The organism is Variovorax sp. Soil_C_33 (genome assembly GCF_057656935.1).
The window spans coordinates 350,432-362,858 of sequence record NZ_JBDGJK010000003.1 but is presented as its reverse complement, the minus strand read 5'-3'; the positions used below and the strand labels follow the sequence as shown (position 1 = coordinate 362,858).

The following is a 12,427-nucleotide window of genomic DNA, read 5'->3' as shown; positions in this document are numbered from 1 at the left end:
GCGTCAAGGCCGCCGCCGCGACTTCACCGCCGCGGCAAGCTCCTGCAGCACCGGCACGGTCTGCGAAAAGCCGATGCACGCATCGGTGATCGACACGCCGTGCCTGAGCGCGACGCCTGGAACCAGGTCCTGCCGGCCTTCCTCGAGGTGGCTTTCGATCATCACGCCGGCGATGCGTCGCTCGCCGGCGGCGATCTGCCCGGCCACGTCGTGCGCGACCTCGATCTGGCGCCGGTATTGCTTGCTGCTGTTGCCGTGGGAGACGTCGATCATGACCTGCTGGCGCAGGTCCAGCGCGCGCAGCGCCTCGCAGGTTGCGGCCACGTCCACGGCGGCGTAGTTGGGCGTCTTGCCGCCGCGCAGGATGACGTGGCAGTCGTCGTTGCCGCGGGTTTCGAAAATCGCGGCCATGCCCATCTTCGTCATGCCCATGAACGCATGCGGCGCCTGCGCGGCCAGGATCGCATCCGCCGCGACCTTGATGCTGCCGTCGGTGCCGTTCTTGAAGCCGACCGGGCAGCTCAGTCCCGAGGCCAGCTGCCGGTGGCTCTGGCTTTCCGTCGTTCGTGCGCCGATGGCGCCCCAGGCGATCAGGTCGGCGATGAACTGCGGGCTCAGCAGGTCGAGGAACTCCGTGCCGGCGGGAAGGCCCATCGTCGTCAGCTCCAGCAGCAGGCGCCGCGCCCGCTCGAGTCCTTCGTTGATCGCGAAACTGCCGTCGAGGTGCGGGTCGTTGATGTAGCCCTTCCAGCCCACGGTGGTGCGCGGCTTCTCGAAGTAGGTGCGCATCACGATCAGCAGTTCGCCCTGCAGCGCGTCGGCCACGGCTTTCAGCCGGTGGCCGTATTCGAGCGCCTGGTCATGGTCGTGGATGGAGCAGGGGCCGACCACCACGACGAGCCTGTCGTCGCGCCCGTGCAGCACGTCGGCGATCGCCGCGCGGCTGGCTTCCACCAGCGCGAGGGTGTCGTCGCGCACCGGCACGCGCTCCTGCAACAGCGCAGGCGTCATCAGCGGGCGGACGGCGCCGATGCGTACGTCATCGATGCGGGTGGTGTCGATCGTGCTGTCGCGGGAGCCGATCTCGGCGTCGTGGAGGGGGTCGTCAAGTCGGGTCATGTGTTCGGTCACGGTGCGGTTCATGCGTGGGACCACCGGATTGTCCGCCGATAATCGCCCGGTCCGCGCCACCGACCGAGCGCTCTTTCACTTCCCCTGGAGTCACCCATGTCCGCTGTCATTCCCGCAACCTTGATCGCCGGGGACGGCATCGGCCCCGAGATCGTCGATGCGACGCTCGCCGCCCTCGACGCCCTGAAGGCGCCGTTCGAATGGGATCGCCAGGTGGCGGGACTCGGTGGCGTGCAGCAGGCTGGCGACCCGCTGCCTGCGGCCACGCTGGACAGCATCCGCCGCACCCGTCTCGCATTGAAGGGACCGCTCGAAACGCCGTCGGGCGGCGGCTACCGCTCCTCCAACGTTCGCCTGCGCGAAGAGTTCCAGCTCTACGCCAACCTGCGTCCCGCGCGCACCATCATTCCCGGCGGCCGCTTCGACAACATCGACCTGATGGTCGTGCGCGAGAACCTCGAGGGCTTGTACATCGGCCACGAGCACTACGTGCCGATCGACGGCGACCCGCATGCGGTGGCGATGGCCACCGGCATCAACACGCGCCAGGGCAGCCGCCGCCTGCTCGAATATGCGTTCGAGACCGCCGTCGCGACCGGCCGCAAGAAGGTCACGATCGTGCACAAGGCCAACATCATGAAGGCGCTGACCGGCATCTTCCTGGAAACCGGACTCGAGCTGTACGAGCGCAAGTACAAGGGCAAGTTCGAACTCGGCACGGTCATCATCGACGCCTGCGCGATGAAGCTGGTGCTCAACCCCTGGCAGTTCGACATGCTGGTCACGACCAACCTGTTCGGTGACATCCTGTCAGACCTGGTGGCGGGGCTGGTCGGCGGCCTGGGCATGGCGCCCGGCGCCAACATCGGTGCCGATGCGGCCATCTTCGAAGCGGTGCACGGCTCTGCGCCCGACATTGCCGGCAAGGGCATCGCGAACCCCACGGCGCTGCTGCTGGCCGCCGCATTGATGCTCGACCACTGCAAGCTGCCGGAGCTGGCGACGCGCTTGCGCAAGGCCATCGACGAGACGCTGAACATCGACAAGGTGCGCACGGGCGACTTGGGCGGCAGCGCCGGCACCGCCGCGTTCACGAAGGCGCTGGTGAGCCGGATCGCCGGCGGCTGAGGAAGGATGCGGCCGCCGCTCAGTAGGAAGGCAGTTCCTTTCGCGAGCTAGCAGGACGGGGGGCGCGCGGCGGGCGCGTGCCGGCGTGTGAATGGTCATGAAGCCCTAGAGGTACAACGCTACCACCTCGACCACTTCGCCCTCCCACACCACGGGGATCGCCAACAGCGCCCAGGATCCGATCGCCGTTGCGGCGGCGGCGGGAGCGCCGGGTTCGGAGGCCGGCCAGTCATTGACCGCCGGCGTCCCGGTGACCCAGGCCCTGGCGATCGATCCCGACGACGCCGACAAGGGCAGCGTGGCTTCGGTCAGCGAGGCGCCTCCATGCAATTCACTGAAGGCGTAGACGCGCCGCAGCAAGTTCGGCGCAGCTGGAACCCAGCGCTCGATGCGTCGCGCCAGCGGCAACGACGCACCAGCAAGGAAGGTCACGACATGGCTGTCATCGAGCCGCGAACCGGCCGGGATTGCCAGACCCCGCAGGAGGCCTGCGTCGGCGGCTTCCTGCGCGCGCAGGAACCGTCCGGGGTCGGCCGGCAGATCTTGCAGGAACACCGCTTCGCCGCGCTGCCAGGCCAGCCCCGGCAAACCCGTGCCGCGTGGCAGGTAGGTCTCGTGAGAGGCCGCCTCGAAGGCTTGGGCGTTCACGCCAAAGGCGCCATCGACGAGTCTCATGTCGCTGTTGACGCGCGCATCGTGATGCCAGAGTTCGAGACAGCTGGCGGCGGCGGCCTCGTGGCCGCAGAAGATCACGAGCACCGAAGTGAGGCTGTCATGCACGAAAAGCGGCAGCGCGATGGCGCAGTCCAGGCTGGCGTCGCGGGCGGCCGAAATGCGGCGGAAGTTCGAGCCTTCGAACTGGCGCAGAAGGATCGGCCTGCCTTCGTCCCAGGCCCGACCCGGCAAACCTTCGCCAGGGCCGAAGCACAGCTCCCGGCTGATGGCCGCGAATCGCCTGGCGGGACCGAATGCGCCGCTTCCGAACTCGAGCAGGGAGCCGTCATCGCTCGGCAGCCAGACTTCTGCGGCCTTGATGAATGTTGAAGTCATGCTGTGACCTGCATACGAACAATCCGAAGCAAGTTGCAAGCCATGGCCACCCGGGTGTCGCGTCTTCGCACCGCAACTGCCGAGGCGAATCCATGCTCCCGTCGCTATGATCCGGCGGCGGCAAGGTACGAACGACCGCGTTGCAAAGACGTTGGGGGCCACGCACGCAGATTGTTCGGCGAGCTCCAAGCCGTGCACCGAGTCACTCCCTTGAAATCATGTCTTCTGCTGACCCAGGCCGTCGCGGCTTCCTTCTGAACTCCACGGCGCTTGGAGCCACGGCCGCGCTTGCCTCCCTGTCGTCGTATGCCCATGCCGCGGCGGCCAAGGCCGGCAGGCCCACCAGCCACATGCCGGTCATCTTCATTGGCCATGGCAGTCCCATGAACGCCATCCGCGAGAACGCGTTCACCCGCCGCCTGGTCGAGTGGGGCAAGGCGCTGCCGCGGCCGACCGCTATCCTGAGCATCTCCGCGCACTGGCTCAGCTCGGGCGCGACGGGCGTCGGCATCCAGGAGAAGCCCAAGACGATTCACGACTTCGGCGGCTTTCCTCAAGCGCTCTTCGACATCGAGTACCCGGCGCCGGGCCATCCGGCGATTGCGCAGGAGGCCGCGAGCCTCGTGAGGCAGGTCAAGGTCATCCCCACGCAGCAGTGGGGCCTCGACCACGGCAGCTGGACCGTCCTGAAGTACCTGTACCCGAAGGCGGACGTGCCGGTCTTCCAGATGTCCATCGACTACGACAAGCCGGCGGCCTTTCATTACGCGGTGGGTCGCGACCTGGCCGCGCTTCGCGACAAGGGCGTCCTGGTGCTGGGGAGCGGCAACGTCGTGCACAACCTGCGCGCGACCGACCGCGGCACGCCCGATGGCCTCGAGGCAAGCCGGCCCTGGGCGCAGTCGTTCGACGATGCAGTCAAGGCGGCCCTCCTGGGCCGGGACGACCAGGCCCTGCTCAACTACGGGAAACTGGAAGGGGCGTCCATTGCCGTCGCCACGCCCGACCACTACTTCCCCTTCCTGTACGCGCTGGGCGCTGCCGGTACCAACGAGCGCGCGCAGACCATCTTTGAAGGGTTCCAGTCGGGTACCTTGAGCATGCGCTGCCTGCAGTTCGGTTGAGGATGCGGCGCGGCGCCGGGTGATCGGCGGAATCGGCCGTCGCTTCGATCGCGCATTCCGTAATATCGCGTTGCCTACTGGAGACAAGCCATGAGCCGCTACGCAGACTTCTATCGCCGTTCCATCGAAGCGCCCGAGGCCTTCTGGGCCGAACAGGCCAAGCTCATCGATTGGCAGACGCCGCCGCAGCAAGTCCTCGATGCCGGCAACCCGCCCTTCGTTCGGTGGTTCGCAGGAGGCACGACCAACCTCTGCCACAACGCGGTCGATCGCCACCTGGCCACGCGCGGCGACCAGCCGGCGCTGATCGCGGTCTCGACCGAAACCGGGACCGAAAGAAGCTACAGCTTCAAGGAGTTGCACGCCGAAGTGCAGCGCGTAGCGGCGAGCCTGAGGGGGCTCGGCGTCGGCAAGGGCGACCGCGTGCTGATCTACATGCCGATGATCCCCGAGGCCGCCTTCGCGATGCTGGCCTGCGCGCGCCTGGGCGCGATCCACTGCGTGGTGTTCGGCGGCTTCGCCAGCGGCTCGCTGGCCTCGCGCATCGAGGATGCGACGCCGAAGGTGATCGTCAGCGCCGACGCCGGGTCGCGCGGCGGCAAGGTGCTCGCGTACAAGCCGCTGCTCGACGAGGCGATCCGGCAGTCCTCGCACAAGCCCGAGTCGGTGGTGCTGGCTGATCGCGGCCTGGCGCCGATGGCCCTGATGGAAGGGCGCGACCATCTGATGGCCGCGCTGGTCGAGAAGCACCGCGATGCGCAGGTGCCCTGCACCTGGCTGGATGCGACCGACATCAGCTACACCATCTACACCAGCGGCACCACCGGCCGGCCCAAGGGCGTTCAGCGCGACACCGGCGGCTATGCCGTGGCCCTGGCCGCCAGCATGAAGCACATCTTCGACGGCCGGCCCGGCGAGACCTATTTCTCCACCAGCGACATCGGCTGGGTGGTAGGCCACAGCTACATCGTCTACGGACCCCTGATCGCGGGCATGGCGACCCTCATGTACGAGGGCCTGCCCACGCAGGGGCTCGACCGGCAACCCGATGGCGGCATCTGGTGGCGGCTGGTGGAAAAATACAAGGTCACCGTGATGTTCAGCGCGCCGACCGCAGTGCGCGTGCTCAAGAAGCAGGATCCGGCGCTCCTGAAGAAGTACGACCTTTCGAGCCTGCGCGCGCTGTTCCTGGCCGGCGAGCCGCTCGACGAGCCGACGGCGCGCTGGATCAGCGAGGGCCTGGGCGTGCCGATCATCGACAACTACTGGCAGACCGAATCGGGCTGGCCCATCCTCACGGTGGCCAACGGCGTCGAGCAGACGCGCAGCAAGTTCGGCAGCCCCGGCGTTCCGATGTACGGCTACAAGGTGAAGATCCTCCACGAATCGACCGGCGAGGAACTGAGCGGCGCCAACGAGAAGGGCGTGGTGGTGATCGAAGGCCCGACGCCGCCTGGTTTCATGCAGACTGTGTGGAAGGACGACGAGCGCTTCGTCAACACCTACTGGAAGACCGTGCCGGGCAAGCTGGTGTATTCGACCTTCGACTGGGGCATCCGCGACGAGGACGGCTATTTCTACATCCTCGGCCGCACCGACGACGTGATCAACGTCGCCGGCCATCGGCTCGGCACGCGCGAGATCGAGGAAGCGATCTCGGGCCATGCGAGGGTTGCCGAGGTCGCGGTCGTCGGCGTCGCCGATGCGCTCAAGGGACAGGTGGCGATGGCTTTCGTGGTGCCGAAGGACGGCGCGGTCCTCGGCGACGAACAGGCGGCCCTCCTGCTCGAAGGGGAAATCATGAAGCAGGTGGCCGACCAGCTCGGCGCGCTGGCGCGGCCCGCGCGCGTGCGCTTCGTCAGCGCGCTGCCCAAGACGCGCAGCGGCAAGCTGCTGCGCCGGGCGATCCAGGCGGTGTGCGAAGAGCGCGACCCCGGCGACCTGACAACGATAGAAGATCCCGGCGCCCTCCAGCAGATCAGGCAATCGCTATCCCTTTGAGGGCTTGCGAAGGCGCTTTCCGCCGTCACATGGTTGCCATGGCACAATGCCAGGGTACTCAGGCCCTTCCCCAGCCACAGTCGCATCCGCCAACCGGTTCAGCCGTGTCGCGGAAGGTTTCTTAAACCAGCTAGTGCTTCCTCAAGGGAAGCGAAGGTCAGCGGAATATGAGCGATTCATCGTCGACGCCCGGCGCGTCCGTCTATCACGCCTACCAAGGCAACACCTACCTCTTCGGCGGCAACGCGCCCTATGTCGAGGAGATGTACGAAAACTACCTCAGCAATCCCGGCAGCGTGCCCGACAACTGGCGCTCGTACTTCGATGCGCTGCAGCACGTGCCCGCCACCGACGGCAGCACGACGCGCGACGTGCCGCACCAGCCGGTCATTAATGCCTTCGCCGAGCGCGCCAAGCAGGGCACCACGCGGGTGGTACAGGCCAGCGGCGCCGATTCCGAGCTGGGCCGCCAGCGCACCGCCGTCCAGCAGCTGATCGCGGCCTACCGCAACGTCGGCGCCCGCTGGGCCGATCTCGATCCGCTGAAGCGCGCAGAGCGCCCGTCGATTCCGGAACTCGAGCCCTCGTTCTACGGCTTCACCGATGCCGATCTCGAGACGGTGTTCAACACGAGCAACACCTTCTTCGGCAAGGACACGATGTCCTTGCGCGACCTGCTCAATGCCCTGCGCGAGACCTACTGCGGCACGATGGGCGTCGAGTACATGTACACCACCGACCAGAACCACAAGCGCTGGTGGCAGCAGAAGCTCGAAAGCGCGCGAACCAACCCGAAGCTGAGTACCGAGCAGAAGAAGCGCGTCCTCGAACGCCTGACGGCGGCCGAAGGCCTGGAGCGCTTCCTCCACACCAAGTACGTCGGCCAGAAGCGCTTCTCGCTCGAAGGCGGCGAGAGCTTCATCGTCTCGATGGACGAGCTGATCAGCCAGGCCGGTGTCAAGGGCGTGCAGGAGATCGTGATCGGCATGGCCCACCGCGGCCGCCTCAACGTGCTGGTCAACTCGCTCGGCAAGATGCCGGCCGACCTGTTCGCCGAGTTCGACCACACGGCGCCTGAAGACCTGCCCAGCGGCGACGTCAAGTACCACCAGGGCTTCAGCTCCGACGTTTCGACGCCCGGCGGTCCGGTGCACCTGAGCCTGGCCTTCAATCCCTCGCACCTCGAGATCGTGAATCCTGTGGTCGAAGGCTCCGTGCGCGCTCGCATGGACCGCCGCGCCGACCCGCTCGGCAAGCAGGTGCTGCCGGTGATCGTGCACGGCGACGCCGCTTTCTCGGGGCAGGGCGTCGTGATGGAAACGCTGGCATTGGCCGAAACGCGCGGCTACTCCACCGGCGGCACGGTCCACATCGTGATCAACAACCAGATCGGCTTTACCACCAGCGACCCGCGCGACAGCCGCTCGACGCTGTACTGCACCGACATCGTCAAGATGATCGAGGCACCGGTGCTGCACGTGAACGGCGACGACCCCGAAGCGGTGGTGCTCGCGACCCAGCTCGCCCTCGAGTTCCGCATGGAGTTCCAGAAGGACGTGGTGGTCGATATCATCTGTTTCCGCAAGCTCGGCCACAACGAGCAGGACACGCCCTCGCTGACCCAGCCGCTGATGTACAAGAAGATCGCGGCGCACCCGGGTACGCGCAAGCTCTATGCCGAGAGACTCGCCGCCCAGGGCCTGGGCGACACGCTGGGCGACGACATGGTGAAGGCGCAGCGCGCCGCCTTCGATGCCGGCAAGAACACCACCAATCCGGTGCTGACCAACTTCAAGAGCAAGTACGCGGTCGACTGGAGCCCCTTCCTCAACAAGAAGTGGACCGACGCCGGCGACACCGCCATTCCCACCGCGGAATGGAAGCGCTTGGCCGAGCGCATCACCAAGGCGCCGGAAAACTTCACCGTGCATCCGCTGGTCAAGAAGGTGCTCGACGACCGTGCGGCCATGGGCCGCGGCGACGTCAACGTCGACTGGGGCATGGGCGAGCACATGGCGTTCGCTTCGCTGGTGGCCAGCGGCTACCCGGTGCGCCTCTCGGGCGAGGACAGCGGCCGCGGCACCTTCACGCACCGCCACGCGGTGCTGCACGACCAGAACCGCGAGAAGTTCGACGAGGGCACCTACGTGCCGCTTTCGAACGTGGCCGACAACCAGGCACCCTTCGTCGTCATCGACTCGATCCTGTCGGAAGAAGCGGTGCTCGCCTTCGAATACGGCTATGCGTCGAACGATCCGAATACGCTGGTGATCTGGGAAGCGCAGTTCGGCGACTTCGTCAACGGCGCGCAGGTCGTGATCGACCAGTTCATCGCCTCGGGCGAAGTGAAGTGGGGCCGCGTCAACGGCATCACGCTGATGCTGCCGCACGGCTACGAAGGGCAGGGCCCGGAGCACAGCTCGGCGCGCCTCGAGCGCTTCATGCAGCTTGCGGCCGACACCAACATGCAAGTCGTGCAGCCCACCACCGCGAGCCAGATCTTCCACGTGCTGCGCCGCCAGATGGTGCGCAACCTGCGCAAGCCGCTGATCATCATGACGCCCAAGTCGCTGCTGCGGAACAAGGACGCGACCTCGCCGCTGTCCGAGTTCACCAAGGGCAGCTTCCAAACCGTCATTCCCGACAACAAGGACCTGAAGGCCGAGAAGGTCAAGCGCCTCATCGCCTGCTCCGGCAAGGTCTACTACGACCTGGCGAAGAAGCGCGAGGAGAAGGGCGCCGACGACGTGGCGATCATCCGCGTCGAGCAGCTCTATCCCTTCCCGCACAAGGCCTTCGCCACCGAGCTCAGGAAGTACCCGAACCTCGTGGACGTGGTGTGGTGCCAGGACGAGCCGCAGAACCAGGGCGCCTGGTTCTTCGTGCAGCACTACATCCACGAGAACATGCTGGAAGGCCAGAAGCTCGGCTACTCGGGCCGCGCCGCCTCGGCGTCGCCCGCGGTCGGCTATTCGCACCTGCACCAGGAACAGCAGAAGGCGCTGGTCGACGGCGCCTTCGCCAAGCTCAAGGGCTTCGTGCTGAGCAAGTAAGAAGAACCACATTCACACCTACGAAGAAACACGAAGCGGAGCACATCAGTAATGTCTATCGTTGAAGTCAAAGTCCCCCAGTTGTCCGAATCCGTGGCCGAGGCCACGATGCTGCAGTGGAAGAAGAAAGCCGGCGAAGCCGTCGCGATCGATGAGATCCTGATCGAGATCGAAACCGACAAGGTCGTGCTGGAAGTCCCGGCGCCTGCCGCCGGCGTGTTGGCCGAGATCGTGGCGGGGGACGGCGCCACCGTCGCCGCCGACCAGCTGATCGCGAAGATCGACACCGAGGGCAAGGGCGCGGCCGCCGCGCCCGCCGCCGCACCGGCGGCAGCGCCTGCTGCCGCTCCGGCGCCGGCCGCCACGGCAGCCGCAGCTGCCCCGGCCGGCGGCTCGAGGTCCGATGTCGCCATGCCGGCAGCAGCCAAGCTCCTGGCCGACAACAAGCTCACGACCGGCGACGTGGCCGGCACCGGAAAGGACGGCCGCGTCACCAAGGGCGACGTGCTCGGTGCAGTCGCCTCCGGTGCCACGGCCAAGGTCGCTGCGCCGGCGGCCATCCCCACGGGCGCGCCCAAGACGGCGCTGCCGCAGGTCGCGGCGCCTGCCCGCGCGCCGGACCTCGGCGAGCGTCCGGAAGAGCGCGTGCCGATGAGCCGCCTGCGCGCCCGCATCGCCGAGCGCCTGCTGCAGTCGCAAGCGACCAACGCCATCCTGACCACCTTCAACGAGGTCAACATGGCGCCGGTGATGGAAATGCGCAAGCGCTACCAGGAGAAGTTCGAGAAGGAGCACGGCGTCAAGATCGGCTTCATGAGCTTCTTCGTGAAGGCCGCGGTGCATGCGCTCAAGAAGTACCCGGTGATCAACGCCTCGGTGGACGGCAACGACATCGTCTACCACGGCTACTTCGACATCGGCATCGCCGTCGGTTCGCCGCGCGGCCTGGTGGTGCCCATCCTGCGCAATGCCGACCAGATGAGCTTTGCCGACATCGAGAAGAAGATTGCCGAGTACGGCCAGAAGGCCAAGGACGGCAAGCTGGGCATCGAAGAGATGACCGGCGGCACCTTCTCCATCTCCAACGGCGGCGTGTTCGGCTCGATGCTGTCGACGCCGATCATCAACCCGCCGCAGTCCGCCATTCTCGGCGTGCATGCGACCAAGGACCGCGCCGTGGTCGAGAACGGCCAGGTCGTCGTGCGCCCGATGAACTACCTCGCGATGTCCTATGACCACCGCATCATCGACGGCCGCGAAGCCGTGCTGGGCCTGGTGGCCATGAAGGAGGCGCTGGAAGATCCTGCCCGCCTGCTGTTCGATATTTGACCGACCCCCGTTGCTTGCTCACTTCGTGTAGCCGCCTGCCCCCTCGAGGGGGCGACCCCAGCGGCCCGGAAAAGCCGGCTCCGCGGGGTCTCCCGAACGGGCTTCGCTGCGCTTGCCGCGGATGCCATGACCCGTGCGAGGCGACGAACACGAACAACAACATCTGAAAGTACCCCAATGTCCAACAAGCAATTCGACGTCATCGTCATCGGTGGCGGCCCCGGCGGCTACGTCGCGGCCATCCGCGCGGCGCAACTCGGCTTCAACGTCGCCTGCATCGACGAATGGAAGAACGCAAAGGGCGGCCCGGCCCTGGGCGGCACCTGCACCAACATCGGCTGCATTCCCTCGAAGGCGCTGCTGCAGTCGTCCGAGAACTACGACCACGCCGGGCACCACTTTGCCGACCACGGCATCAAGGTCGAGGGCTTGAGCCTCGATCTGGCCAAGATGCTGGCGCGCAAGGATGCGGTCGTGAAGCAGAACAACGACGGCATCGTGTACCTGTTCAAGAAGAACAAGGTCAGCTTCTTCCACGGCCGCGGCTCCTTCGTGAAGGCTGCGGACGGCGGTTACGAGATCAAGGTGGCGGGCGCGGCCGAGGAGACCATCGGCGGCAAGCACATCATCCTGGCCACCGGCTCCAACCCGCGCGCCTTGCCGGGCGCCGATTTCGACGAGGAGAACATCCTTTCGAACGACGGCGCACTGCGCATCCAGGGCGTGCCGAAGAAGCTGGGCCTGATCGGCTCCGGCGTGATCGGTCTCGAGATGGGCTCGGTCTGGCGCCGCCTGGGCGCCGAGGTCACGGTGCTCGAAGCCCTGCCGACCTTCCTCGGCGCGGTCGACGAGCAGATCGCCAAGGAAGCGCACAAGGCCTTCACCAAGCAGGGCCTGAAGATCGAACTCGGCGTCAAGGTGGGGGAGGTCAAGTCGGGCAAGAAGGGCGTCAGCGTCGCCTGGACCAACGCCAAGGGCGAGGCGCAGACGCTCGAGGTCGACAGGCTCATCGTCTCGATCGGCCGCGTGCCCAACACCATCGGCCTCAACGCCGAGGCGGTCGGCCTCAAGCTCGACGAGCGCGGCAGCATCGTGGTCGACGACGAGTGCAAGACCAGCTTGCCGAACGTGTGGGCCATCGGCGACGTGGTGCGCGGCCCGATGCTCGCGCACAAGGCCGAAGAGGAGGGCGTGGCGGTGGCCGAGCGCATCGCGGGCCAGCATGGCCACGTGAGCTTCAACACCATCCCGTGGGTGATCTACACCTCGCCGGAGATCGCCTGGGTCGGCCAGACCGAGCAGCAGCTCAAGGCCGAAGGCCGCGCCTACAAGGCCGGCACCTTTCCGTTCATGGCCAACGGGCGCGCCCGTGCGCTCGGCGACACGACCGGCATGGTCAAGTTCATCGCCGATGCGACGACCGACGAGATCCTCGGCGTGCACATCGTCGGCCCGATGGCCAGCGAGCTGATCTCCGAGGCGGTGGTGGCGATGGAGTTCAAGGCCAGCGCCGAGGACATCGCGCGCATCTGCCACGCGCATCCTTCGCTGTCCGAGGCGACCAAGGAAGCGGCCCTCGCAGTCGACAAGCGCACGCTCAACTTCTGACCC

The 12,427-nt window shown here is 66.7% G+C and carries 8 protein-coding genes; 6 read left to right on the top strand and 2 right to left on the bottom strand.

Features of this window, described 5'->3' with window-relative positions; translation table 11 throughout:
• Positions 1 to 3 precede the first annotated feature (3 nt).
• The gene (locus tag AC3A6B_RS07115) at positions 4 to 1,119 is read right to left on the bottom strand and encodes a 3-deoxy-7-phosphoheptulonate synthase (protein WP_487836046.1); all 1,116 of its coding nucleotides are present in this window, start codon (positions 1,117 to 1,119) and stop codon (positions 4 to 6) included.
• A 108-nt stretch (positions 1,120 to 1,227) separates the two neighbouring features.
• On the opposite strand from AC3A6B_RS07115, the gene AC3A6B_RS07110 reads away from it, so the two are divergent.
• Positions 1,228 to 2,259, top strand: a complete 1,032-nt coding sequence (locus AC3A6B_RS07110) for an isocitrate/isopropylmalate dehydrogenase family protein (protein WP_487836045.1) — start codon at positions 1,228 to 1,230, stop codon at positions 2,257 to 2,259.
• 105 nt (positions 2,260 to 2,364) lie between these two features.
• Here AC3A6B_RS07110 and AC3A6B_RS07105 read toward each other — a convergent pair whose 3' ends face one another.
• Entirely contained in the window at positions 2,365 to 3,348 is a 984-nt protein-coding gene (locus AC3A6B_RS07105; protein WP_487836044.1) for a hypothetical protein, read from the bottom strand.
• Positions 3,349 to 3,527: 179 nt separating this feature from the next.
• On the opposite strand from AC3A6B_RS07105, the gene ygiD reads away from it, so the two are divergent.
• The 5 genes from ygiD to lpdA all read left to right on the top strand — a co-directional run bounded on the left by ygiD (position 3,528) and on the right by lpdA (position 12,424).
• Entirely contained in the window at positions 3,528 to 4,433 is a 906-nt protein-coding gene (gene ygiD / locus AC3A6B_RS07100; protein WP_487836043.1) for a 4,5-DOPA-extradiol-dioxygenase, read from the top strand.
• A gap of 90 nt (positions 4,434 to 4,523) precedes the next feature.
• Positions 4,524 to 6,434 carry a propionate--CoA ligase gene (locus AC3A6B_RS07095; RefSeq protein WP_487836042.1) on the top strand — a complete coding sequence of 637 codons (1,911 nt, stop codon included), beginning with the start codon at positions 4,524 to 4,526 and terminating at the stop codon, positions 6,432 to 6,434.
• 167 nt (positions 6,435 to 6,601) lie between these two features.
• On the top strand, positions 6,602 to 9,487 hold the full coding sequence (locus tag AC3A6B_RS07090) for a 2-oxoglutarate dehydrogenase E1 component (protein ID WP_487836041.1): 2,886 nt from the start codon (positions 6,602 to 6,604) through the stop codon (positions 9,485 to 9,487).
• Positions 9,488 to 9,538: 51 nt separating this feature from the next.
• Positions 9,539 to 10,816 carry a 2-oxoglutarate dehydrogenase complex dihydrolipoyllysine-residue succinyltransferase gene (gene odhB / locus AC3A6B_RS07085; protein ID WP_487836040.1) on the top strand — a complete coding sequence of 426 codons (1,278 nt, stop codon included), beginning with the start codon at positions 9,539 to 9,541 and terminating at the stop codon, positions 10,814 to 10,816.
• 177 nt (positions 10,817 to 10,993) lie between these two features.
• On the top strand, positions 10,994 to 12,424 hold the full coding sequence (gene lpdA, locus AC3A6B_RS07080) for a dihydrolipoyl dehydrogenase (protein WP_487836039.1): 1,431 nt from the start codon (positions 10,994 to 10,996) through the stop codon (positions 12,422 to 12,424).
• The last annotated feature ends 3 nt before the right edge of the window (positions 12,425 to 12,427 follow it).